We start from the raw sequence: 25,752 nt of genomic DNA on the forward strand, positions 1-25,752 counted from the left end.
TACAAATACTATACTTTCGCACTCATATACTTCTTTTTCGTACTCAATTACTTTTCTTTCTCAATACCGTCACTGCCGCGTAATGCAATACCTGAAACTTTTCCGGTGCAATCTTTGCCAGCAGTTGATGGTGCTCCTGTTCAAAGGCAGTTATCTCATGTTCGGTCAAAGATGCTCCGATTCCCCTGCAGGCTTTCATTCTTCCATTCCAGGATTCACGCGTAAATGGCACGGCCACATCAAAGATGTCTCTTTGTTCCACTTCAAAATAGGTCTGATAAACATCCGGAATATCAATAGTATGGCGTTTTTCCCCGCAACCGGTCCAGTCCGGATTATATTTTAATACCAACTCTTCGCTTTGTCCCGCAACAGGGTCCTCATATGGGAGCCAAGCCATATAGAGCACCACAAATCTTCCTGACTGCTTCAATATACTGCTGATCTGGGGCGCAAGTATGGGATGGTCAAAATACGTAAAGCATTGGCAGGCCGTTACTATATCAAACGTGTCCGGCTGAAAATCTATTTTTTCTGCTGGAGTACAGATAAAGTCAATATCCATATTTCCGCTCTGAGACAGCATTTTCGCCTGTTTTATCTGGTTTTCCGCAATATCGATGCCGGTAAACTTTGCACCATATTGATATAAGTTTCTCGGCAGAACCCCTGTCCCTGTCCCGATATCAAGCACTATTTGGTCTTTGACACAGATCCCATTCTTCAGTAAATACTGATAAAATTCATCCGGGTAGATATCCCGGTATTTTGCATAGTCATTCGAAACCCTTCCCCAGTCAAACCCTTTTCCACCGTCTATATTTGCATTATTTATCATTCCCAGAACCTCCTGCTGATTATTTTATTATCTTCCTGAAGAATTCAGCGCCGTAGACCACCAGTACAGAATATGCCGTAAAATCCACGCGATATTCGGCAGCCCTGTCACATAGGCTTCTGAATCCGGCCAGTCTGCTTTCCACCCATTCTCTTCCCGGTTCAGTGCCAGACCTTTTTCCGCCGGCTTCCAATTCCTTCGCGCTCCTCAAGTCCGTTGAAGTGATAAATCAAAAGCTGCCAGGCAATATTAAGCTGATCCGACTGTTGGGCAATCAGTTCCTTAGCAATTTCCGGTATATACATATTTTAATTTTCTCTTCGCATGTTCGGCTATCTGATAGACTTTTTCTATCGGAGTGGGCTCCTTATCGATCATTTTCCATCTTGGGAAAAAACGGGTAATGTGGAGCGGGACGGCAGGGTCCAGGGCCGCAATCCATGTGAACATCTCATCCAGTTCAGCGCCGTCATTTTCTCCGGGAAGGATGAGGGTGGTCAGTTCTACATGGCAGTACTTTACAGCTGTTTGGATAAAGGATTTCACTGTCTCCAGATCTCCTCCCAGTTTTTGGTAGTATTCCCGGGTGAATCCTTTCAGGTCAATATTCATGGCATCGATATAGGGCAGCAGCTCTGCTTGTACCCATGGCTCTGCATATCCGTTGGTTACAAGGACATTTTTCATGCCCGCCTTCTGTATCAGGCGCGCTGTGTCCCGTACATATTCATAGCCGATACAGGGCTCATTGTAGGTATAGGCAAGGCCGAGATTTCTACGATTTTTTAAAGAAACGGCTTTTTCGGCCAATTTTTCCGGGGCCATAGGCAGCCACTGCGTCTGCGCTTCCCCCAGCATGGAAATTTCGCAGTTCTGGCAGAAGGGACACCGCATGTTACAGCCGAAGGAACCTACGGACAGAATATTACTCCCGGGATAATATCGGGCCAGCGGCTTCTTCTCGATAGGGTCCAGAGCCAGGCCCGTGAGCTTTCCGTAGTTCAGGCTTATCACATGGCCGTTCTCATTTCTTCTGGCCTGACAGAAACCAACCGAGCCTTCTTCGAGAAGGCAGTGATGAGGGCACACCTCACAGATAATCTTCATATTTCCTCCAGCGGCGCATTTACTGTGTCTTCCATTCAAGCTTTCACTCGTGCCTGATTACCTGAAAACGCTCTAAAGTAACATCCTGGCTGCCTGTGGGGATACCTGCTTTTTGCATCGCTATGGCCACCTGTTGTTCCGGAGTATCGACTCCTTCCAGATCAGGCAGCAAAAGCCCTCTCCTGGACCCTTTGCTGACGATTACTCCGTATCTTTTCACATCCAGTTCATAAATGGATGTGATGCGTTCCGGGGTGCCAAGAATGTCTACATGATATTCCAGGTCCGGCAATTCATCCGGCCTTATGAGATGGAATCTGGGATCTTTGCTACCGGCGCTTACGGCATTTTCTATAATTTCATGGGCTATATTTTCATATACCGGTCCTATCGTGCCTATGCATCCCCGCAGCTGTCCTGACTTATGGATCGATACGAAGGCACCGGCCCTGCAGTTATACATTTCCCGAGGTAAGTTTTCAGGTATGGGGAGGCGGCAGCCAGTGTTGATGTAGTACTCTAATGAATTTCTGGCCAGGGCAACATAAGGGTCTTCTTTCGTTTTCACCTTCCGGTTCTGATCCAGGAATCTCCGGTCTGGATCTTTACCTATCACATGATATGTGCAGACTCCGTAACCAACTCCGAAGGGCCCTTGATACGACAGTCTTTCCGTTTGTATCTGCAGACCGTCCAGGGCACCCGCCATGATAGTAAAGGAACGATGGCCGCACTCCCCCGCTTTGCTGCAAAAGTCTTCCGGAAATTCCAGCAGTTGGCCGAAGTCGGCCTTTTCCATGACTGCCATGATCTTATGATCATATTCCGGCCCTTCTTTGTGATAACCATAGGGCCCATCCTCTTTCAGGTAATGGGATAAATCTCCGCTGGCTACTATGGCTGTCTTACGATCAAGATAATCTGCTGTCCGTTGGATCGCTTGTCCCAGACGGTAATGCTCAGATAAGGGGAGTCCGGAGAGACCGATCGACACCAGTTTATAGTCTTGGTAATATTGGTTTACAAAATACAAGGGAACCATAGTTCCGTGGTCAAGCTTTCGTTCTCCTTCTCCCAGTGTACCCCAGGGTCCTTCCGTTCTTTCGCCCTCTTTACATAGTGCTTCAACGAAATCGGTATCACAGCCGGCCTCAATACTTACCTGTCCCGCCCGGAACTGAGCAAAATTGCCGGCAAGCTTTTTTTCCGGACGTATATGAAAATAGTCGCGGTACATGACGTTGTGCGGAGAAATGAGTAGGATCGTCTCCGGCTTAAGATCGGCGATTTCCTGGGCGACCTGGTGATAGGCAGTGACTGTTTCATTGATCTTATTCTGATCGCCTCTGCCTATTTCCGGGATGATCAGCGGAGGATGGGGGACCATGAATCCTGCAATTACCGGCATGTAAATCTCTCCTTTCCTATGTATCCGTAATATGTATGTTTCAATTGATGTTTATTTACGATTTCTGAATTTTGAATCATTTAATTTAGAATCATATAATTGAAATGTTGTATTTTATCTATCAATATCTTTTACGATATCATCAATTAATGCCATCATTACTTATGATATAGCTACATGTTATACTTTGATATTAAAATATGGTCACCTACTTCTCATATTGACTCTAATTCCACCCTTTTATTATTAGCTCTCTGATTCATAAATTATTAAACAACATAACGTTTCTCAGATATTTCTTTAGATACCTTATTTCTGCTGTTAAGCGATCACAGCTCTTCTCTTATCCTTTTAATTACTTCCGCATCAGCCGGAAGCCATGCTACACTATATAATTCTTCTTTTTTCAACCACTTTGCTGCCTCATGTTCTAGCAGCTCAAGCTTTCCACGAATAATACTGCACCAGTAACATCTCATAGATAAATGAAATGTCGGATAATCATATTCTATAATGCTAACTATATCATGAACTTGTATTTCAGTATTAAGTTCTTCTCTGATTTCACGTTTTAAGGCCTCCTGGGGCCGTTCACCTGGTTCAATCTTTCCTCCTGGGAATTCCCAACCACCTTTAAATTCACCATATCCTCGCTGCGTTGCAAATATCCTACCGTTATATTTTATTACAGCTGCCACAACATTTACTGTTTTCATAATTTTCCTTCACTATTTTTATCGACCCCAAGTCTATGTATGATTCAGGACAGCTCTTTTCTGCTCATAAGCCAATAATCTATTTAACCGCTTTACATTTTGTTTCGCGATATCTTCTAAAGTAATTCTTATAATCTCATCATCCAACACATGAACTTTTCTATGACAATTCGGGCAGATTGCAACTACATTATCAATCGTATCTCTCCCTCCGTCTGCTAGTCTTATAATATGATGCTCTTCCAAGTATGGTTCGTTATTTTTATCCTTAAAAGGTGCATCCGAACCACAAAACTGACATTTCCCTTCTGCAATACGTTTTATTAGTTCTTTCAGGTATGGATCTCTATAGTACACAGTTGTTTCCGCAGTCCTCGGCTCCTTATTATCACGATTTGTGTTAGCTCTTTTATTTAATTCACTATTGGATAAACTAACAACCATCTTCTCAAAATTATCTGTCATACAATCCATTACATTTAATACTGGTTTTACGGGAAATATCCACACACTTCTCATGCATCCCTCAACGTCCAACTGAGAAGCTTGATATGGTTTCTCCACAAGTTTCACAACTCCGCGATATGTATAGATTGCTTTTTCTAATACTTCAAATAAATGAACCTCTACACCATTTGTATTAGAGTCATAAAGTGTACGATTCTGGTTACCCTCTAAAACTTGATCTCCTTTTTTCCCCATACCCGTATAATATAAAATACCATTTTTCCATTCATCACGATATAATCCCTTTGTATGATCGGATACAATTACCAATGAACCGGTCTTCTTCGACCGGCGCATACCTCCCATATTTCCACATTGGAATAATACACGTAATTCTTTATTCGTTAGTTCATCGCCTATTGTTATCTCTGGATTGAACCCCATTTATACCAACTCCTTAATATCTAGAAACACTCTGATTATGTTATAGAAATAACTTATCCATATTCCTGCTTCAACCGCTCCTTATTTCATATGCAACAAGGCTTACTTCTACAGCCTTAACACATCATAGACCTTTTAGTGGTTCCACGATCGTATTGTATATGGATCGTCACAGCCTGGCTTTCTTTGATTTACTTGTCCCCTATTCTTCTGCATACACCTTCATAGCCGCCTCTTCTTCAAACTGTCTGGAATACAGCTCATAGTAGCTTCCCTTTTTATCCAGCAGTTCTGAATGCGTGCCCCGCTCGATGATCTTCCCATCCTTGACAACCAATATCAGATCTGCCTGGCGGATCGTCGACAAACGGTGTGCGATCACAAAAGAAGTATGCCCTTTCAACAGATGATTCGTAGCATCCTGGATCAGCTTCTCCGTCTGTGTATCGATCGAAGAAGTCGCTTCATCCAGAACAAAGATGGCAGGGTTGGCCAACACCGCCCGCGCAAATGAAATCAGCTGCTTCTCCCCTGTGGACAGCAGGCCTCCGCTCTCGCCCACATCGCTGTCGTACCCCTTCTCCATTTTCTCAACCACCTTGTCCGCGGACACACTCTTCGCAGCCTCTATAATCTCCTCATCCGACGCATCCAAACGGCCATATCTGATATTCTCCCGCACAGTACCGGAAAACAGATGGGGATTCTGCAGTACATAACCAATCTGGCTGTGAAGCCACAGCTGCGACCGTTCCCGGTAATCCACACCATCGATCAATATTCTTCCCTTTGTGGGTTCAAAGAACCTTCCCACCAGATTCACAAGGGTAGACTTCCCAGCCCCCGTCTCACCGACGATCGCCACATTCATCCCGGAAGGCACATGTAGATTAAAATGTTCCAATACATATTCCTTACCGTCCGGATACATAAAGGAAACATCCTCAAACACGATATCCCCCCGGATCTTTTCCCAATTATCCCGCTTCGGCGCAAAGGCATCTCCGTACTTCAAAAGCACATCGGGACGGTCTACTACATTTGGCTCCTGTTCTAAAAGATCCGTCACCCGCTCAATATTCGCCTGACAGGAAATCAGATCAGCCAGCAGTCTGGCCAGCTGCTGGATCGGTTCAAAGATGACAACCGCATAAGAGATAAATACAGACAAAGTACCCAGTTGAATGAGGTTATCCCGCACCATATAGCCACCCTTTGCCAGCACAACCGCCGAAGCTACAGAACTAAAAAACAAAATGGCTGGAATATAGACCGCGTTCAGTTTTGCTGAACGGATGGACGCATGGCGCATATCCGAAGTCTTTTCAACAAAACGTTTCTCATTGTCCTTTTCTATAACCATACTCTTTGACGTCTTCACTCCGGTAATGCCCTCATTGTAAGCACTGGTAATCTGGGAATTGATCCGTCTTACCTTCCGGTTCCATTTTAAAATCCGATTCTGGAAATACACCGTCAGCAGAGCGATACACGGCACAATCATGATAATAATCAGAGCCAGCCTGGCATTCAAAATAAACATGATTCCAAACACGCTGACAACATAAATCAGAGCCCAGAACATATCCACCAGCCCCCACGCGATCATTCCCGCGATTCTCAGGGTGTCACTCATCACACGGGCATGAATATATCCCACAGGCGTTGTATTATAATAGGAAAAGGATAACCTCTGCAGATGCTGGAACTGTGCCCTCTTCAGATCTTTTCCCACATTCATCTCTATGATGGTCGCCGCACGCACAGATACATAGACACAGACCGTCTGCGCTGCAATAACTAAGATGTATACCAGTGCAAATACGAAAAGCCCATCCATACGATCCGGAATAATAAAATGATCAATGGCATAGCTTTGGAACAGCGGCACTAGGATATCCACTCCCGCAAGCAGAATATTAAGTCCCAGTGTAATTGCGAAAAACCGTTTATATGGTTTAAAAAACGGAGATAATTTCATCCAGATCCGGAAGCTGAAAGGATTGTTATATTCTTGTTCTTCATAGGCTGCCATCTGTCATCCCTCCATCTTCTCTCTGTCATCACGGCTCATCTGTATTTCATAAATCTTGTGGTAAATTCCATTTCGTTGTATCAGCTCCCCATGGGTCCCGCATTCTTCTATTTTCCCCTGATGCAGAACCATGATCTCATCCGCCCCCATCAAAGATGTCACTCTGTGGGATATCAGGATAACGGTTGCTTCCTTCATATGTTCTTTCAGCGCCCGACGGATATTATAATCTGTCTGAGAATCTACTGCCGATAAAGAATCGTCAAATACCATAATCGGTGCTTTCTGAAGCAGCATTCTGGCTATAGCAATCCGCTGCTTCTGCCCTCCTGACAAGGTGACTCCCCGTTCTCCCACCAGTGTGTCATAACCGTCAGGAAAACTCATAATGGCCTCGTCGATACACGCGATCTGTGCCGCATACCGGATCTCATCCATCGATGCCTCTGGTACGGAAGCCGCTATATTTTCCCGGATCGTTCTGGAGTATAAAAACGGCTCCTGCAATACCATTCCAATACTTCTCCTGAGCTCCTCAATCGGAATATCTTTGATTTCCCTTCCGCCAATGCAAATACTGCCCTTGTTATCCTTAAGCTCATACAGCCTTGAGAGAAGCTGGATAACCGTAGACTTCCCGCTTCCCGTTCCGCCTAAGATCCCAAATGTCCTGCCTTCGGGAACTGTGAATGATATATCCCGGAGTACCTCCTTTCCTTCCTCATACGCAAAAGATACATGCTGAAAAGAAATATCATACATGGGTACTTCAGATGTCGATGCGCCATATCTATATGCCTCATCCACTTTTTTACTGTCTATCCCGCACTTCTCTTTCTTACTATCTATCCCGCATTTCTCTTTCTTACTATCTCTCCCGTACTTTTCTTCCTGAGAGCGAATGATATAATCCACACGTTCAAAAGAGACTCCCGCTTTACTCATATCCGAAAGGATACGCCCAAGGCCGCGGATCGGCCACACAAGCGTAGAATTGTAAGCGGCAAATGCGATAAATTCTCCAACTGATATAAAACCGTTTACCGCCTCCACCACTCCGAAAATAATCACCGCAACCACCTGCAGCCCTGTGATCAGATCGCCAATCCCCCAATAGACACCCGATAATGTTCCCAGGCGGATCCACAGCTTCGCGAAGGCATTATTTTTCTCGTCAAACCGCTCCATCTCAAACTGCTCCCGGCCGAACGCCCGCACTACACGCACCCCTGTGGCATTCTCCTGCACAACCGTGGAAAGTTCTCCCTCCGCTTCATCGGCGGTGGTGAAGCGCTTCGCTATTAATTTATAGAACACCGTCGAATATACGATTACAATCGGTACAAACAGCAAAACGACGCAGGATAGTTTCACATTCATGGAAAACATCATCACAAAAGATGTGATCACAAGGAATGCGGTACGGAACACCTCCAGAAGCTGAGTGACTACAAAGCCACGGATCACCTCCACATCGGAAGTGCAGCGTTGAATAATATCTCCGGTCTGGTTCCTGTCATGCCACTTCATCGGAAGTTTTTGTGCGTGGGTAAATAAAGTATCTCTTAGATTTTTAGCAAAATTCTCCCCCGCTATTGCTGTATTGGTACGGCTGATATAGGTGAAGATGCCGGAAGCTACCGCCACTGTCACAATCGTCATTGCCAATATCCAGAGGTTATCTGAAAGGTAGGTTTCTTTATTCCCACTGAGTACCTCATCAATGCTGAAGCGGAAAATCTGCGGTGTAAGAGCATTTAATACGGTGGATATTAGGGACGCAGCTACCGCTACCGCAAAATAGGCTTTAGAGCCATGTAGGAATCTTAATATCAGGTTTAGTTTTCTATATTTTGTCGTCGTTATTTTCTTCATTTTTTACCTATACGGCATAATCCGTTTAAAATAGTCTCCAAAGATACTCCGGCTGTAATAACACACCGGAATCCACATAATTCATTATACAATCGAGATATGGAACTGTCTCATCAGAGAATATTCACACATCTCCTTCCGTATATTCTAATCTATGATCCTGGCACCATGTAATCGCCAGTTTTCTGTAATATTTCGTCTAAAAATCATACCATTGTCCTAAAATTCCCATTCATTATGACTTCTAATTTTACTTTCATAATAGTCTGCCTCCTGTCTTTCATCAACAAATGTGTATATATTTTAATTTATGCCTATTCAAAAACTATTACTTCAACTTGATTTTTTTCACTGTTTATTTAAGTAAGTATAGCATGAGGATATGGAAATGTCATTAGCCGGAAAGGTTCCTTATTCTTTCCAAACAACGTTTTCTAGCAGGTTTGTTCTTAACTACAACATTTAATTACAAGGGCTCCGCTAATGTGAATAAATAGTTTAGCGAAACCCTATATGTTTTATAAAACCCCTGTATTGTATCATACGTTTTGATGTTCCCTAATAGATTTCCAAACAACACATAACCATTTTTATAGAATAACTTCTTCAGTCCCGCATAAAATCAAGGTTTCATTAAGTCCCGACAGACGGTTTCGACATTCCTGTAGATTTCTATTTTACACTACACAGGGGATATATTTCGCATATTTAGGTAATGATTTACCCCTGCGCACTCAATAATTAAACTACCTTTATTTTTCCATCTGAAGCCAAAAATGTTTCTAAAGTTGAAACAGCCGCACTTTCTTCAGACGAACGTTAAGAGTGAGTTGAAATATGGCGTCTGATTAAATCACTATTGTTTAAACACAAAATGGTAACCTCGTTTTAAATATCATTTGAACTTCCACTATTTTTTAGTCCGTACTAATTCGACACAAACCTCGCAGTGTGGTGAGTGGATAATAATAATGGCGAAAACATATAATTCTCCCTTAGTGGAAACCTTTCGTCAGAATCCTAATAATTATTTTTTCCCTCCAACTTATCTAATTCCCCTATACTCTCTAAAAAATGACATTCCACCGGAGATAATATATATTCCTGATTTCTTTTATACTTTTCATACTCCAAATGTGCTTTCTCTAATGCTTGCTGATGTGTTACTTTCCCTTTTGTTGTTAATATATCTCGTCTGGTCATCCTAAGGTAATCATCAATCGTCTCCAGCCAGTCTTTCATATACATTGGTTCCTGATTTAAAGCATGTACCTCTGCAATATCCAAATATGCCGCGACAATTTTATTGAGTGCATCCAACTCTTTTTCATCAAGATAATTTTTCGCCACTTCTACATCAGAGCGTTTTATACGGTTGCCGCTCCATGTAGTCAGCCCCATATTATCTTTATCCGCATCTGCCCTTTGGTAAATCACCTCTGCCGCAGTATGCTTATGTGCTGCCCAATGCATTTTATTCTGCACCTGTTTAAAAAACAACACTGAACTTTCAGCCTTAGGATTGTAGTCAATACTGGTCGCATAGATTTCCAGAACTTTTCGCCAAAATACTTTTTCTGAAGATCTAATATCACGGATACGTGATAATAGTTCTTCAAAATAATTGCCGCCTCCAAGGTTCTTCAAGCGATCATCATCTAAGGCAAACCCCTTTTTCATATATTCTTTTAAAATATTCGTGGCCCAGATTCTGAATTGTGTTCCTCTAAGGGACTTTACACGGTATCCGACCGAAATGATCACGTCAAGATTATAGAAATCAATCTGTCGTTCAACAGTTCTATTTCCTTCTTTTTGAACCGTTGCAAATTTTGCAACAGTTGCTTCCGCCAATAACTCACCTTCTGAAAAAATATTTTTGATATGCCTGGATATTGTAGACTTATTCTTTTGAAATAGCTCTGCAATCTGATCCAACGAGAGCCATACTGTGTCATTATCAAATGTAACTTCAACTTTAGTGATTCCGTCTTCAGTTGTGTACATTAAAATACTTGATTTTTCCAAATTTCTTCTCCCCTCAAAAAATTTGATAGTAATTATTTCACATTTTCCTAATAATCATAAATATAATATTCCATTCAAATTCGTCCACAAATATTGACCGAATACAGTAGCATAAATATATTTATAATTACCTATAAGATAAATTTGACTTTGTTCTTGCATTCTTGCTAATTCTCTACTGACACTCTGTTTTGCATTTTCTTTTATCTGTTTGAGTTTTTTGGATTCTAAATTTATTCCCTTACCAACTACATCATATATGATAGAAGAAAATATATTAATAACTACAGAAACAATTAATCCATTCATATTATTATTTCCTCCTAATATCTATTAATCAATTTTATGCACCTACTTTATAGAACCAAGCCTATTTTCGACATAATTCCACGCAGACTTCACAGTGCACCGTCCCCGGAAACATATCCACCCCGCCAGCCTTAACCACCCGGTACCCTCTCTCCTGCAGCACCACCAAATCCCTAACCAAACTACTAGGCTTACAAGAAATATACACCAACCTCTCCACCCCAAAATCAATAATCTTCTCCAACGCCTTCGGATGAATCCCATCCCTGGGCGGGTCCAGCACAATCAGGTCCGGCTTCTCCGCGATCTCATCCACCACCTTCAGCACATCCCCGGCAATAAACTCGCAATTCTCAAGCCCATTCAGACTGGCATTCACCTTAGCCGCCTCCACAGCCTCCTCAACGATCTCCACACCAATCACCTTCTTCGCCACCGGCGCCATCATCTGAGCGATCGTCCCCGTGCCGCTATACAGATCAAAGAGCACTTTATCCTTCGTATCCCCCACATACTCCCTGGCCTTCTCATACAGGACCTCAGCCCCCAGTGAGTTCGTCTGGAAGAATGAAAACGGCGATATCTTAAATTTCATCCCCAGCAGCTCTTCATAAAAATAATCCTTCCCATACAGCACTTCTGTCCCATCATCCCGGATCACATCCGCCACACTCTCGTTCACCGTATGCAGAATTCCAGCGATCTTGCCCTTCAGCTCCCCATCCCGTTCGATCTTCAGCAGTCCATCCTCCCATTTCCGGATCCCGGCCACCTCCCCGGCAGCTGTAACCAGATCCACCAGGATCTCCCCGGTCTTAACCCCTTTCCTCACCAGCAGATGCCGCAAGCATCCACTGTGACTCATCTTATGATAAAACTGCGTCCCTGCCTCCCGGAATACCTCCAGACTCCACCTTAAGATCTTCCGAAAATCCTCATCCACAATCCGGCAGCCATCCACCGTCACGATATCATAGAAACTCCCCCGTTTATGCATCCCAAGTGCAAGCGGACCGTCCTTCACCTCATCGCCAAATGAGAACTCCATCTTATTCCGATAACCGAACTGCTTCGGGCTTCCTAAAATCCCCTCGAACTCATAATCCTCACAGACCCCATCCAGAAGTTCCTTCACCTGTCCCTCTTTTATCTTCAGCTGCTCCTCATAAGGCAGCGTCTGATAATTACATCCACCGCACACTCCATAATGCCCACAGGCCGCATCTATCTCCATCGGGGAACGCTCCACCACATCCAGAAGCCTCCCCTCACATTTTCCTTTTCTAATCTTATTCACAGCGAACCGAACGGTCTGACCAGGAATTGCATTTTTCACAACAGCCCGCTCCCCATCCGATATGACAATTCCTTTATTCGGAAACATTACTTTTTCAACTACGCCCTCACAAATCTGTCCCTTTTTCATACGAATCCTCCAACAGTGCTTATATCATGCCCTTTTCATTTATCATACACATCTATTTATCATACACATCTGTTTATCATACACATCTTCAACAAATAAAAAGGCTGCTTTTAAAGGCAGCCTCTCAAACTCGCTTCTGTACTTTATTCCCCTGCCGGCTCGTCATCTTCGTCATCGAAGAAATCGTCATCCAGGTCATCATCAAAATCATCTTCAAAGTCTTCCAGATAATCGGGAGTGAAGAAACGGTAAACTGCGTATGCGATCGCCGCAACTGCTGCTATCGCTCCGATAATCGCCAGTACCCAAAGCACCGTATTTTTGCTCTTATCTTCTTCCTTCTTGTGTAACAGCTCGTTTAATTTCGTTGTAGCCAATAAGTCTTCCATTTTGTTTTTTCCGCACATGCCTACACACGTCCTTTCTTTTTTATTGTTCCATGTTGGAACATAATGGAGCCGTTTGGAAACAAAGTTTCCGAAAAGTCTGCTTCCTTCCGGGATCCTTATACGGCAAAATCCATCTTCTCATCGGAATTATTATACCACGAGTTTTCCGTTTTTACTATAGTTTTATACCTTTATTTAACATTACTGTAAACCTTTGCTTAGTACAAGCTGATCTGTAAACAGGAATGTCCTTACCGCAAAACCTTTCACTGAGTATAAATATCGTAACCGTACAGCTAAGAATACTTTATAGAACAGCTTTGCTGCGCCCCCGCCCGAAGGGCATGCATTAAGGGATACTGTACAATATATCCTTCCATGGAGCTTTATTTTTACACCAGCTCTTTAAAACGATCGTAAAATAGTATACCCAATTACATCTTTTTTAATTTAGCAAACGAAGCAAACATCTTTTTCCGCCCCGCGCTTTCAAAATCCACGGTAACCTCATAATCCTTGCCGCCCTCGACGATAGCCGCCACCACACCGCGTCCAAATTTGATATGCTGCACCGTGTCACCAACGCCGTAATCCAGCCCCTCCGATTTTTTAACCGTGAACTGCCTTGGCTCGAACGCCTTCGATTTAAACGCCGTTTTCGCCGCGGCATAAGCCGCGTTCTTCTGTGCTTCCTTGACCTTATCCGTTTTATATCCAGCCGTTTCCATCAGTAACGACGGCACTTCCTTAATAAACCGGGAAACCGGATTATACTGTACCTCGCCCCGAACCAATCTCTGCCTGGCACACGTCAGATACAGCGTCTTCATAGCCCGCGTCATGCCCACATAGCAAAGCCTGCGCTCCTCCTCGATCTCCTTCTCCGGATCATCCGAATGAAGAGACATATAACTCGGGAACAGACCTTCCTCCATACCAGTCAGATACACATTGGGAAATTCAAGCCCTTTCGCACTATGTAAAGTCATCAGCACCACATAATTGCTGCCTTCCTCCAGACTGTCGATATCCGCCACCAGCGCCACTTCTTCCAAAAATCCGCTGAGCGTAGGTGATTCCGCGCTTTCCTCATAGGAAACCACCTTATTGACCAGCTCTTCGATATTCTCGATCCGCCCCTGGGCCTCTTCCGTATCCTCCGCTACCAGATCCCGGACATAACCGGTCTCATCGATAATCTCCTTCAACAGCTCCGATACGGACAAGAACGGAACTTTACCGCGCAGCGTCTGGATAAATAGTACAAACGGCTTCACTTTTGAAGCGCTGCGGCTAAGCGCCGGAATCTCTTCCGCCTGCTTCAGCGCGTCATAAAAACTCAATTCATGTTCATCCGCATAATCCTGGATACGCCCCAGCGTAGTCGCACCGATCCCCCGTTTGGGGACATTGATAATCCGCCGCACCGCCAGGTTATCCAACGCATTATCGATCGTCTTCAGATAAGCCAGCAGATCCTTGATTTCCTTCCTGGCATAGAAGTTCACGCCGCCTACCAGCTTATACGGGATTCCCGCAAAAACCAGTTTCTCTTCAAACACACGGGACTGGGCGTTCGTCCGGTACAGCACAGCACAGTCACTGTACTCTCCTTCCCCCTCCCGCACTTTGGAAGCGATATCACCTACCACGAACTCTGCTTCCTCGAAGCTGGTCTGGAACTGATGAAAGAGAATCGGCGTGCCTTCCTCATTTTCCGTCCACAGGGTTTTGGCTTTCCGGTTCGCGTTATTCCGGATCACTTCATTGGCCGCGTTCAATATATTCTGCGTAGAGCGGTAATTCTGCTCCAGCTTTATAACTTTCGTATCGGCAAACGCTTTTTCAAAATTCAGGATATTTTCAATATTCGCTCCCCGGAACTTATAGATGGACTGATCATCATCACCCACCACACATAGATTGTGGTACTTCCGGGCCAGCAGATGGATCAGCTGGAACTGAGCCCCGTTGGTATCCTGATATTCATCTACCATGATATACCGGAACCGCTCATGATAGTAGTCCAGCACATCCGGGCAAGTCTGGAACAGCTCCACTGTCTTCATGATCAGGTCGTCGAAATCCAGCGCATTGTTGCTTTGCAGCTGCCTCTGGTATTCCTTATAAGCCTCCGCGATCTTCTTCTTGCCAAAGTCGCCCAGCACATTCAGCTCGAATTCCATCGGATTGATCAGCTCATTTTTCGCCGACGAGATAGCCGCCAGCAGAGAACGTTCCTTGTAAATCTTCGTGTCAATATTTAACTTCCGGCATACTTCCTTCATCAGGCTCTTCTGGTCATCCGAATCATAGATGGTAAAACTGGTGCCGTACCCGATCCGGTCTATATAGCGCCGCAGAATCCTCACACATAAGGAATGAAAGGTGCTCACCCAGACACTATCCGCGCCGAATCCCACCAGATGATCCACCCGTTCCCGCATCTCACCCGCCGCCTTGTTGGTAAAGGTTATAGCGAGGATATTCCATGGATTCACGTGCTGTTCCTCGATCAGGTAAGCGATCCGATGGGTCAGGACCCTCGTTTTCCCCGATCCGGCCCCGGCCAGGATAAGAAGCGGTCCCTCCGTATGGAATACCGCTTCCTTTTGCTGCTCATTTAATGTATCATAAATACTCATATCGTACCGCCTGTCGTCCTCATTTTCTTTTGACTGTAATGACAATATATCAAACCCCAATCGTATAACGTTAAATCAACTTCTGCCCGCAGTTCGGACAAAAATTCGCGCCGTTCGTCTTCGTTCCGCAATTCGGACAGAAATTCGGAGCCGCGCCGTTTCCTGACTGACCAGAATTACCCTGCTGTCCGGCATCCCCGAATTGCCCCTGGCTCATGCTCTGCCCCATCTGATTGACCATCTGCTGCCCCATCATCATGCCCATCTGCAGTCCGACCATATCGGAAGCCGGATTTCCTCCGTTCTTCCCATTCGCCATGGCATCCACCATCCCCATCTGGGTATAGCGGTTCATATCACCGACCATACTCTGGGACGCCGCCTTCTCGGCCATTTTTTGTACCTGCTCCGGATACGAGAAGCTGGAAATAGCAAATCCGGTGATGCCGATCCCTATTTTCTGCATTTCCATATCCAGATCTTCACAGATCCCCCTGGAAATATCAAACGCGTTGGCCTGCAGATTAAACATATCCTTGCCTTCCCGCACGATCCACTTCATCAGCACCTGATCCAGCATGGAGGTAACCCGTTCTTTCACCTCGTCGATCGTAAACAGAACCTTCACCCCGGCGATCTTCTCGATCAGCACCAGCGCGTCCGCCACTTTGCAGTTAAAAGTGCCAAAAGCCCTGATCGGCATTCCGCCGGGCAAGCCCGGAGCCGGAATATTGATCGCGTTTTTCGTGCCCCATTTTACGGTAATCTCTTTCGTGTTGATAAATAAAACCTCGGCCCGCATACCGCTGTTGAATCCGAAACGGAAACCTTTCAGCGTCGACAGGAACGGAACGATCTGGGTCTCCACATCAAAGCTGCCCTCGTCCTCGAACACACCCTCTACTTTTCCGTTAAACATGAAAATGGCATCCTGCCCCTGGCGGATAATCAGTTTGCTGCCTTTCTTGATTTCGTCGTTTTTCCATTTCCAAAACAGGACGTCGTCCCGGTATTCTTCCCATTCTACTACATTTGATAACTGATTGCTAAATAATCCCATCCGTTCAATCCTCCCAGTGGATTTTGAAAAGGATGTCCCGTACAGACATCCTTTCGTGTGAAATGAAACTCCCGGCCTTCCCGTACTGCGTGTTCCACAGCGATACATCCTCTTCGCTGCGGATCTTATTTATAACCCCAGCTTAGCCTTCAGCGCCGCCATCTCATCGTCAATCGCCGGGTCGGAAGAGGAAGGGCTGTCATATTTGCTCATAAGATCGTCAATGTCATTGTCCGCGGAGCTCTCGTTTAATTCCGCCATCGCATTGGCTTCATCCAGCATCCGGTTCGCTTTTGCTTCCATCCTCCCAAACGCGGATAACGTGTCGGAAGCCTTATTGGCACTGGCACCCAGTTCATTTAATTTCTGCTGCGTTTTGGCCACTTTCATTTTAGCCTTGATCGTATCTCTTCTCGCATTCAGATCATTGATGTCAGTGACCAGCTTGTCATGCATATTCCGCATCTTCGCCGCGTTCTCAGCCGCCATCCGGTAACTCTGCTCCAACGTGTTCTGTTTTTCTGTCAGGGCTGCCTTCTTGGCCAGGAATGTCCTGGCGTCATTCTCGCTGCCGGCCATCAGAGCCTTTTCCGCGTAGTTCTGCATCTTGCCGGCTTCTGCTTTGCATTCATTCAGTTCTCTGAGGGCGCGCTTTTCCTCTGCCATCACAGCAGCGGTCTCCGCTTTCACCTTGCCCAGATCGCTCTCTGCCTCCCGCAGATACTGATCGATCATCTTCTCCGGATCCTCTGCTTTATCTAATAACGCGTTGATATTCGCAGACATAATATCTCCGAATCGTTTTAAAATTCCTGCCATTTGATTATCCTCCTTATGCGGTGTAAGAATTACATTTTCTCAATTATAATACAAAACCCTCCACATGTCACGGTTTTAAAACAAAAATTAGCAGTCTGGAAAATATCAGCCTTAGCTCCTTTCGGCAGTCCCCTCCCACAGAAGCAGCTATAAAACAGCCGCTAAATACTCCTGGCGATAAAAATAATAACAAAATCCGACTTTTACTTGCCATCTAGTTTTCAATACTATATAATGTGTTTTGTAGAGTTAGATTAACCCGGTGTAAACGCGGTACAGGAGGTCAAAATGACAATTGATACGAATGATATGCTGAACAGTATTCTGGAGAGCTTGTCACGTATAAGTTATATAAAATTAGAAGACATACCCAATATTGAATTATATATGGATCAGGTTACTACTTTCATGAACAGCCACCTCGCCTCATCCAAGCGGAATCCGGATGATAAGATTCTGACTAAAACCATGATCAATAATTACGCGAAAAACCAGCTGCTGCCCCCTCCGGAGAAAAAGAAATACTCCAAGGAACACCAGCTGCTGTTGATTTTCATTTATTACTTCAAAAATATTTTGACGATTCAGGATATTCAGGACCTTCTGGCTCCCATCACCCGTGAATTTTTCCATCCGGGCCAGGATTCCGGCGAATATGACATCAAATCCATTTATCAGGAAGTATTCAGCCTTGAAAAGGAGCAGATCGATATCCTGAAACAGGATATCATCGATAAATTCAAGCAGGCCCAGGCAACCTTCCCCGAGGCAGAAGAAAAAGACCAGGCGTTTCTGAGAACTTTCTCCTTTATCTGCATGCTGAGTTTTGATGTCTATGTCAAAAAGATGATTATAGAAAAATTAATCGATTCTCTCCCAAAGGAAAATGGGAAAGACAAAAAATAAGTGCTCATAGCTAAAAAATAATAAAAAACAGCGGAAAGTGAAATTTTATGACGTGATGTCATAAAGCATTTCACTTCCCGCTGTTTTCTATTCCGGATGTTCTGGCGGCAGCTTCATAAATTCCCGCTTCCTTTTTGAGGATAACATCTTTTACTCTTCATCCATTCTCTCAAACACCATGTCATACCCATCGTTCCCATAGTTCAACGAACGGTTGACCCGACTGATCGTAGCGGTTGATGCTCCGGTCTTTTCGGCGATTTCCAGATAGGTCTTGTGATCCCGGAGCATTTTAGCTACTTCAAAACGCTGGGATAACGACAACAGCTCATTGACTGTGCAGACATCCTCAAAGAACGTATAGCATTCTTCTTTGTCTTTCAAGCTTAAGATCGCTTCAAATAAATGGTCAACGGCTTCAGTTCTGATCTTTTTACTCATGACCGCATATGCTCCTTTACAAATAGTCCTTATCTGTTATTTTAGCACAGTGAAATTTTAAAGTCCAGAAGGTTCATACAAATATTTCCACTTTTTGAAAAAGCCTTTGAATGATACAAAGTTTGTATCTTCCGCGCTGTTACCTGTTTTTATACTTATTCGCAAATTCCTTAAGAGCCTCAACTGACCGGTTCAGGATCAGCTCCTCCGGAAAATCCGTCTCCCGGAACAGCGCTTCAGCAAAACTGTGATTGCCTACGTCGGTGTCGAAATGGGCGTCGCTTCCTACCACTACAGGCACGTTGTACTGACGGCAGTATTTCAGCATTTCCACATCGAATTCTTTCGCGTCCACTCTGGAGTTGCCGGGGCGCAGGGAACTTTCATTTACTTCCAAAGCCACATGGCGTTCCCGGGCCGCCCGGACCAGAGACTCGTAATCTATGGGGTATCTGCGGTCGTCCGGATGGCCGATGATATCTATGCAGGGGTTCTTCATTGCGTTGATGTAGGCGGCCGTATTTTCCTCCCTGGTTCCCGGAGCGGTGCAGGGGGTGTGAAGGCTGGCGATGTTCAAGTCCATCTTTCGAAGCAGACGGTCTTCCATGTCTACACGGCCGTTATAGTCCAGAATGTTCAGCTCTACACCGAATAACAGTTCCACTCCGTACAGTTCCCGGTCTACGACCCGGATATTGCTGAAATAAAACTCGTGGCAGCTTCCTGGCATCATTGGGCCGTGTTCTGTGATCCCCAGTAATTCCAGTCCTTTTTCCGAAGCCGCTTTTGCCATCTCCCGAATCGTGCAGTACGCATGTCCGCTGGCGACTGTGTGGGTATGAGTGTCTAATACATAATTCATGCTGTTTCCTTCTTTCCTGATTGCCATAGACGACGTTTATTTTGCCTTACAGCGGCGGGTGCGCAGATGTTCTTTAAAGCGCTCCACAGACCCGTTTAAGACAAGCTGATCCGGAAACTGCAGTTCCCGCAGCAGCGCCAGCGCATAGCTGTTGTTTCCCACGTCCTCACGGCAATGAGCATCGCTGCCGACTGCGATGGGAACCTGATAACGGATACACAGTTTCAGCATCTCTTTGTCATTTTCACAGGCGTCCTTCCTGGAACTGTCCGGGCGCAGCGAGCTCTCGTTAAGCTCCAGCAGTACGCCGCATTCCTTCGCCGCCTGCACGATGGCCTCATAATCGACCGGATAGCGGCCGTCATCGGGATGACCGATCATGTCCACATAGGGATTGCGCATCACGCGGATATACGCCTGGGTATTCTCCTGCCTTGAGCTGGGCGTGATACAGGGGGTATGGAGGCTGGCGATGTTCAGATCCAGTTCCCGCAGGGTCTGATCCGGCAGGTCCACCTGTCCTGACGTGTCCAGAATATTCAGTTCCGCGCCCAGCAGAAGCTCGACACCGCACACGTTCCGGCTGGCCAGCTTTAAGCTGTTAAAATAATATTCTTTACAGACTCCCGGGGATTTCGGGCCGTGCTCCGTGATGCCGAGCAGCCGGATTCCCCGCTGAGCAGCTGTGGCGGCCATCTCCCGTATAGTGTTCTTGGCATGGCCGCTGGCCAATGTATGGGTATGAGTATCCAATACGAAATTCACGATTGTTTCCTCTTTTCTGAATCTATCGTTGATAAACCTTGCTACGAATAAAACTTTAGCTGACTTTTTACATTCTGTCAAATAAATTCGCACATTTTCTGTCCCACGCTAATATAATATACTGTTCAAATTTTAGGAGGAATCATATGAAAAAGAAATGGTTGTATCTGTTACTTGCTGCCGTGTTGCTGGTGACATCATTGGCCGGCTGCGGTTCAAAGTCCGACAAAGGCGGCGGAGGACTTACGAAAGTCACGCTGAACGAAGTTGCCCACTCGATCTTTTACGCTCCGATGTATGTGGCCATCGAAGAGGGATATTTTAAAGACGAGGGCATCGACCTGGATCTCGTATGTGGTTTTGGTGCCGACAAGACCATGACCGCCGTTATCTCCGGTGAAGCGGATATCGGCTTCATGGGATCGGAATCTTCGATCTACGTGTACAATCAGGGCAGCGAAGATTACATGGTTAATTTCGCCCAGCTCACACAGCGGGCCGGGAATTTCCTGGTGGCCAGACAGCCCATGGATAACTTTTCCTGGAATGATATCAAAGGTAAGAACGTGCTTGGCGGAAGAAAAGGCGGTATGCCTCAGATGGTCTTCGAGTATATCCTGAAGAAAAATGGCATTGATCCAGCCACGGACCTGAACATTGACCAGAGTATCGACTTCGGTTCCACCGGTGCGGCCTTCTCCGGCGGCCAGGGCGACTATACCGTGGAATTCGAGCCATCCGCCACACTGCTGGAGCAGCAGGGCGACGGCTATGTCGTAACCTCCCTTGGGGTCGACAGCGGCTATGTTCCCTACACCGCTTACAGCGCGAGAAAAAGCTATATCGAACAGAATCCGGAAATCATTCAAAGCTTCACTAACGCGCTCCAGAAAGGGATGGATTTCGTACAGTCCCATACCCCGGAGGAGATCGCCAAAGTGATCGCTCCCCAGTTTGAAGATACGGATCTGGAGACAATTACCACCATCGTCAATCGGTATTACAGCCAGGATACCTGGAAAGCGGACCTTATTTTCCAGGAAGACAGCTTTACCCTGTTACAGAATATCCTGGAAGAAGCCGGCGAACTGTCCCAGCGGGTACCGTACGCCGACCTGGTTACCACGGAATTTGCTGAGAATGCGGTAAAATAAATCTGCATTATTTTTCATAAGATCCGGGAAACGGTGAGTAACAGATACGATGAACAAAGGTTTCTGACTCCGTCGAAGAGGGGCAGGGCCGCTTGACCAGAGCGCCCTGCCCTTTTTTCCGCAAGCGGAAAGCTATGCGCATGACAGGCGCAGCCCGCAGGAAACAGCCAGTTTCATATAATTGTCCGCGTTACTGATTCCATAATCCGTCAGGTCATTGGAATGCCAGACCTCCTCGTTCATACTGTCCGCCCCGAAGAAGAACTGGAGGAACTTTATATTTCTGAATCTCGCAGCTGCCAGAAGCGCGGAATATTCCATATCGACCGCAATGCACCCCTCTTCTTTTCGTTCGCTGATGATTTGTATCGTTTCCCTGTATATGGCATCCGTTGTCCAGATCTTCCCTGTTACGTAGGGCCACCGAAGTTCCTCCAGGCTGGACTGAAGAATCTCATTCATCTTAGGGTCAGGGACCAAGTCATCTTCCGGGGCCGCGTAATGATAGCTGGTCCCCTCATCCCGGACCGTACCGCTTGGTACGATGATCCGGTTCCGGACGACAGCATCATTCAATACACCGCAGCTGCCGAAAAACACAAACTTATCAGCCCCCATGGCTATGACTTCTTCCATCTCGCATACACTGGCCGGCGCGCCTACCCGCGAACAGTACAGCGCAAAGTCTCTGCCCGCGCAGCGGATCCTGTAGATAGGATTGAGGCCATTTGCCGATACAAGATTTGTAATCACTTCCGCATTCATTAATGCTGCTGTTTTGTCTATTATCTTTTTTGAAAATGTTGTGATGCAGATGTCTGGAAAATCCTGGATTGGTTTAATGATATCAACAGGATTAATCAGGGCCTGATTTCGATTTCTTTCATATTCTTTGCTGATTCCTTCTCCCGGATATTTGCCAGCAGCCGACTGGCGGTAAAAAATAGGCGGCATGTTTTCACTCTCCCTTTTATTTTATTAATACAGATTTAATCAGTCTAAGGATTCTGCCCGGGACCTCAGGGGATATGGAAATGAGCCTGCTATACATGCGCACCCCCTGATAGGAAAATATAATTAATTCAAATACCGCGTCGGTATCTACGTCTTGAAACTCCCCCCGTTGGATTCCATAATTGAGGAGCTCTTTCCACATATTTTTCGAATGTTCGTAATGTATGGAAAGCGGACGGTTATTTTCTGAAACTCCAGGGTTAGTGAAGTATTCATATATAGCTATACTCAACGAATGCTCACTGTCGGCCATTTCAGACTCATATCTGCTGAAAACTTCTTCTAATATCTGCACAGCAGGCATTCCCTGTTGGATTTTTTCTGCGAATTCATCAGCCTGCCGATACATCAGATGCTCCACGATGGCCTGAAATATCTCAGCAGTACTTCCGTAGTGGCGGTACAAACCACCCCGGCTCAGACCTGTTTTTTCGCAGATTTGAGTCATAGTAACATCTTTAAATCCTTTTTCCGCAAACAATTTGTAGGCTTCCCGGCAAATACGCTTCTTTGTATTTATTCCTTTCGTGTATTGAATATTAGTCAGTTCTTCTTTCGCTACTTGTGCTTCCGCTCTTTGTGCTTCGATTCTTTGTGCTTCTGTTCTTTGTGCTTTCATTAGCTTATTATTGTTTCGTTGAGTTTCACTTCTCGCTTCTGTAAATCTTTGCATATGATTCTGTGATTGAAACACTATTGGAATCACCACCCTGGTTTTCGATTTGCGACACATATGTCGTTTTTTAATTATGCGGCATCATTGTCGCTTTGTCAACGAAAATAATATAAATATATAAATCCTCTTAATATTACATCTAGCTTTATTTAAATATTTCAATAATAATATCTAATCTAAATTATATAAGGACAAATTTTGCTATATTAAAGACAATTTTTGCATAAATATATCAATACTGTTATGATAAATAATATTTTGAAAACCAGTTTCCAAATGTCATAACTTGATTTTCCAATAATTGCGAATTCATATGTATAAATAAAAAACATATGAGTGGTAAAAATTTGATTTGATACAGAACGATTGATACAGAAGGATTGATACAGAAGGATAATACAGATACGTCTATGTACTATTCATTTGCTTATAAACAAATATCATTATGGAAAGGCTGCCAACCGCGGTCTTTTTTGTCGATCAAACGCAAGTACTATTTATAGTATATATTTACATAATCATTATAAATTTACAAACGGCAATGCAGCGACAGATTTTTCATAAGGATCGTAGCATACCTGTTTGAGCTTTTATACAAAAGGAGGCGCCATACTTTGAAATTAGGCAAAAATTTATCCCATTACAGACATGCTGCCGGATTCACACAATGTGAAGCTGCAAACATATTAAATATATCAAGGCAGTGCTTAAGTAACTGGGAAACGGATCATCGGGAACCACGGATCGGAGATATCATCCAGATGTGTCAGTTATATGATATAACGATAAATCAATTAGTCTATGGTAAGAATTAAAAGTATTTCCTTATTAAAAATGTTTCCTTTCTATTCAAATAAGCGAATCGTTCCCCTCATACAAAAAAAAGAGAGATTCAGCTCCGCCTGACAAGGATGTTTTCCAATTTTAAGATTTGCCACAGGATATTTCGATATCCTGTGGCTTTTCTGCTTTAGACCTGCCCTACAAAATTGAAGTACACGTCAATCTGCTGGGTGTAGTTCTTCTTTTTCCACGGCTCGCTTCTTTCATGCACCACAATTTTCTCAATGAACTCCCGCACGACTTCCGGCGTCAGTTCTTGAATCTCCGTGTATCGCTGTACCACCTTGAGAAAGCGGTCTGCATTCAGCATCCGGTCTTCCTCCGCGTTGATTTCCTGTTCCAGCATTTCACTGCGGTTGGTCAGCTCCTGCTTTTCCTCCTCGTAACCGCCCGTCAACGCCTTAAACTGGGTCGGATAGGTTCGCCAGAGCAAGCTGTTCAAAGGCGGCACGGTGCTTTTGTCAAGCTGCAACAGTGAATGTCAGGAGACATAATTTGTGAATGTTTTTACTCCTTGAACTACTCAATCTAACGGTATATAAGAGCGTAAAAGTAAGTATAGGATTTCGTGTACTTGGTGTAATAGACAATCAGCTAAAGCTAAGAGTTATCTTTTTCAATCCGCTGAAAGAACGAAGATAGTTTTTTCTGGTTCGCTGTCAAACAGATACAGTAATAGGTGGCATGGGCTTCTTCATCAAGAATAGGAATGATGACCCGGTTTGACGGTTTCCCCTCTCTTTCCATAACAACATCAGAGGTAAAGGATGGCAGCGCGGAAGCCTGCACCACTTCTCGGAATACCGAATAATCATCTTGCAGGAGAAAATGGGTTGCTTTCATTTTTTCCATGTGCATATGATGCCAAAAACCAATTTTGGAATGCAGTAGCATGGTTTCTCCGTCTAAATCTTTTAGATGAAGCCCCTTTTTTCCAGATAGCGCGTGGCCCGGTGGCAGAGAAAAAAAGAGTTGTTCTTCTCCATATTTTGTGCAATAGACATTCGGCTCATTGATCAGAGTGGGTGTTACGATTATGTGAAAGGTTCCATCCAGCAGCCCCTGCATCAATTTATCCGGCTCCTTTATCTCGGAGGAAATCGTCATTTCTGGATAAATGGTGTTCAGCATCGGGACGATGTTCCACAAGGGAGCAGGAGCGCAGGAACCGACTGCTATGGTGCGCTGGCTGCGATCAAGCGCTCGGACACCGTTGACCATATCCTGAATTTGAGTTGTTATTTTTTGCGCGTACTGTACAGCCAACTCTCCATTGGAGTTTAATGCAATCTTATTCTTTTGCCGGTCAAATAGTGTTACCCCAAGATCATTCTCCAGCCTTTGCATGGAACGGCTGATGGCCGGTTGCGATAAGTGCAGTCTTTCGGCAGCTTTCGACAACGTGCCTTGTTCTGCTATGAAAATTAACTGTTCTAATTGCTGCGTGTCAATCATATCATCCCTCCTTGCTCACGAAATAGGTATTTTATTTATTATACTTTATTTCATTTGACTTTTCAATATCCACTATGCGTTTAGAGCATA

25 protein-coding genes are annotated in these 25,752 nt (G+C 44.8%); 3 read left to right on the forward strand and 22 right to left on the reverse strand.

The genetic code is table 11. The features are described from left to right. Positions 1–43: 43 nt before the first annotated feature. The 15 genes from ABC831_RS21905 to ABC831_RS21975 form a co-directional block, all read right to left on the reverse strand. Entirely contained in the window at positions 44–838 is a 795-nt protein-coding gene (locus tag ABC831_RS21905) for a class I SAM-dependent methyltransferase (protein WP_343250204.1), read from the reverse strand. Between the two features lie 161 nt (positions 839–999). Then, a complete protein-coding gene (locus ABC831_RS21910) occupies positions 1,000–1,143 on the reverse strand; it encodes a hypothetical protein (protein WP_343250205.1) in 144 nt (47 codons plus the stop codon). After that, positions 1,121–1,945, reverse strand: a complete 825-nt coding sequence (amrS, locus tag ABC831_RS21915; RefSeq protein WP_343250206.1) for an AmmeMemoRadiSam system radical SAM enzyme — start codon at positions 1,943–1,945, stop codon at positions 1,121–1,123. The genes ABC831_RS21910 and amrS overlap by 23 nt, the downstream gene beginning before the upstream one ends. A 43-nt stretch (positions 1,946–1,988) precedes the next feature. Beyond that, positions 1,989–3,353, reverse strand: a complete 1,365-nt coding sequence (amrA, locus tag ABC831_RS21920; protein ID WP_343250207.1) for an AmmeMemoRadiSam system protein A — start codon at positions 3,351–3,353, stop codon at positions 1,989–1,991. A gap of 329 nt (positions 3,354–3,682) precedes the next feature. Then, a complete protein-coding gene (locus ABC831_RS21925) occupies positions 3,683–4,069 on the reverse strand; it encodes a (deoxy)nucleoside triphosphate pyrophosphohydrolase (protein ID WP_343250208.1) in 387 nt (128 codons plus the stop codon). Positions 4,070–4,102: 33 nt separating this feature from the next. Then, the gene (locus ABC831_RS21930; RefSeq protein ID WP_343250209.1) at positions 4,103–4,960 is read right to left on the reverse strand and encodes an HNH endonuclease; all 858 of its coding nucleotides are present in this window, start codon (positions 4,958–4,960) and stop codon (positions 4,103–4,105) included. Between the two features lie 202 nt (positions 4,961–5,162). Beyond that, positions 5,163–6,995 (reverse strand): ABC transporter ATP-binding protein, encoded by a 1,833-nt coding sequence (locus tag ABC831_RS21935; RefSeq protein WP_343250210.1) that lies wholly within the window; start codon positions 6,993–6,995, stop codon positions 5,163–5,165. Positions 6,996–6,998: 3 nt separating this feature from the next. After that, positions 6,999–8,870: an ABC transporter ATP-binding protein gene (locus tag ABC831_RS21940; RefSeq protein ID WP_343250211.1), complete on the reverse strand. Its 1,872-nt coding sequence runs from the start codon at positions 8,868–8,870 to the stop codon at positions 6,999–7,001. Between the two features lie 1,020 nt (positions 8,871–9,890). Further along, positions 9,891–10,877 (reverse strand): virulence RhuM family protein, encoded by a 987-nt coding sequence (locus tag ABC831_RS21945; RefSeq protein WP_343250238.1) that lies wholly within the window; start codon positions 10,875–10,877, stop codon positions 9,891–9,893. Between the two features lie 75 nt (positions 10,878–10,952). Then, positions 10,953–11,207, reverse strand: a complete 255-nt coding sequence (locus tag ABC831_RS21950) for a hypothetical protein (protein WP_343250212.1) — start codon at positions 11,205–11,207, stop codon at positions 10,953–10,955. A 61-nt stretch (positions 11,208–11,268) separates the two neighbouring features. Next, on the reverse strand, positions 11,269–12,633 hold the full coding sequence (gene rlmD, locus ABC831_RS21955; RefSeq protein WP_343250213.1) for a 23S rRNA (uracil(1939)-C(5))-methyltransferase RlmD: 1,365 nt from the start codon (positions 12,631–12,633) through the stop codon (positions 11,269–11,271). Between the two features lie 143 nt (positions 12,634–12,776). After that, complete coding sequence (locus ABC831_RS21960; RefSeq protein WP_158344442.1) at positions 12,777–13,040, reverse strand: DUF4366 domain-containing protein; 264 nt, start codon at positions 13,038–13,040, stop codon at positions 12,777–12,779. 416 nt (positions 13,041–13,456) lie between these two features. Continuing rightward, entirely contained in the window at positions 13,457–15,667 is a 2,211-nt protein-coding gene (gene pcrA, locus ABC831_RS21965; RefSeq protein ID WP_343250214.1) for a DNA helicase PcrA, read from the reverse strand. A gap of 70 nt (positions 15,668–15,737) precedes the next feature. Next, positions 15,738–16,727, reverse strand: a complete 990-nt coding sequence (locus ABC831_RS21970; RefSeq protein ID WP_343250215.1) for an SPFH domain-containing protein — start codon at positions 16,725–16,727, stop codon at positions 15,738–15,740. 129 nt (positions 16,728–16,856) lie between these two features. Continuing rightward, positions 16,857–17,546: a PspA/IM30 family protein gene (locus ABC831_RS21975; RefSeq protein WP_343250216.1), complete on the reverse strand. Its 690-nt coding sequence runs from the start codon at positions 17,544–17,546 to the stop codon at positions 16,857–16,859. A 288-nt stretch (positions 17,547–17,834) separates the two neighbouring features. Here ABC831_RS21975 and ABC831_RS21980 point away from each other — a divergent pair, with 288 nt between their 5' ends. Continuing rightward, positions 17,835–18,452, forward strand: a complete 618-nt coding sequence (locus ABC831_RS21980; protein WP_343250217.1) for a DUF1836 domain-containing protein — start codon at positions 17,835–17,837, stop codon at positions 18,450–18,452. A gap of 150 nt (positions 18,453–18,602) precedes the next feature. Here the strand turns inward: ABC831_RS21980 and ABC831_RS21985 are convergent, their stop codons facing one another. The 3 genes from ABC831_RS21985 to ABC831_RS21995 form a co-directional block, all read right to left on the reverse strand. Beyond that, entirely contained in the window at positions 18,603–18,893 is a 291-nt protein-coding gene (locus tag ABC831_RS21985; RefSeq protein ID WP_343250218.1) for a YerC/YecD family TrpR-related protein, read from the reverse strand. 139 nt (positions 18,894–19,032) lie between these two features. Further along, positions 19,033–19,755, reverse strand: coding sequence for a phosphatase (locus tag ABC831_RS21990; RefSeq protein WP_343250219.1), 723 nt, complete (start codon positions 19,753–19,755; stop codon positions 19,033–19,035). 36 nt (positions 19,756–19,791) lie between these two features. Beyond that, on the reverse strand, positions 19,792–20,520 hold the full coding sequence (locus ABC831_RS21995) for a phosphatase (protein ID WP_343250220.1): 729 nt from the start codon (positions 20,518–20,520) through the stop codon (positions 19,792–19,794). A gap of 146 nt (positions 20,521–20,666) precedes the next feature. On the opposite strand from ABC831_RS21995, the gene ABC831_RS22000 reads away from it, so the two are divergent. Further along, positions 20,667–21,674 carry an ABC transporter substrate-binding protein gene (locus tag ABC831_RS22000; protein ID WP_343250221.1) on the forward strand — a complete coding sequence of 336 codons (1,008 nt, stop codon included), beginning with the start codon at positions 20,667–20,669 and terminating at the stop codon, positions 21,672–21,674. A 132-nt stretch (positions 21,675–21,806) separates the two neighbouring features. Here ABC831_RS22000 and ABC831_RS22005 read toward each other — a convergent pair whose 3' ends face one another. Further along, entirely contained in the window at positions 21,807–22,628 is an 822-nt protein-coding gene (locus tag ABC831_RS22005; protein WP_343250222.1) for a nucleoside phosphorylase, read from the reverse strand. A gap of 16 nt (positions 22,629–22,644) precedes the next feature. Then, entirely contained in the window at positions 22,645–23,307 is a 663-nt protein-coding gene (locus ABC831_RS22010) for a TetR/AcrR family transcriptional regulator (RefSeq protein ID WP_343250223.1), read from the reverse strand. A gap of 671 nt (positions 23,308–23,978) precedes the next feature. Here ABC831_RS22010 and ABC831_RS26570 point away from each other — a divergent pair. Next, entirely contained in the window at positions 23,979–24,179 is a 201-nt protein-coding gene (locus tag ABC831_RS26570) for a helix-turn-helix transcriptional regulator (RefSeq protein ID WP_425524615.1), read from the forward strand. Positions 24,180–24,334: 155 nt separating this feature from the next. Here the strand turns inward: ABC831_RS26570 and ABC831_RS22015 are convergent, their stop codons facing one another. Both ABC831_RS22015 and ABC831_RS22020 read right to left on the reverse strand, forming a co-directional pair. Then, positions 24,335–24,649 carry a DUF4368 domain-containing protein gene (locus ABC831_RS22015; RefSeq protein WP_343250224.1) on the reverse strand — a complete coding sequence of 105 codons (315 nt, stop codon included), beginning with the start codon at positions 24,647–24,649 and terminating at the stop codon, positions 24,335–24,337. A 158-nt stretch (positions 24,650–24,807) separates the two neighbouring features. Then, positions 24,808–25,662: a LysR family transcriptional regulator gene (locus ABC831_RS22020; RefSeq protein WP_343250225.1), complete on the reverse strand. Its 855-nt coding sequence runs from the start codon at positions 25,660–25,662 to the stop codon at positions 24,808–24,810. Between the last annotated feature and the right edge of the window lie 90 nt (positions 25,663–25,752).

This window comes from Diplocloster hominis, assembly GCF_032380655.1.
GTDB classification, from domain to species: Bacteria; Bacillota; Clostridia; order Lachnospirales; family Lachnospiraceae; genus Diplocloster; species Diplocloster hominis.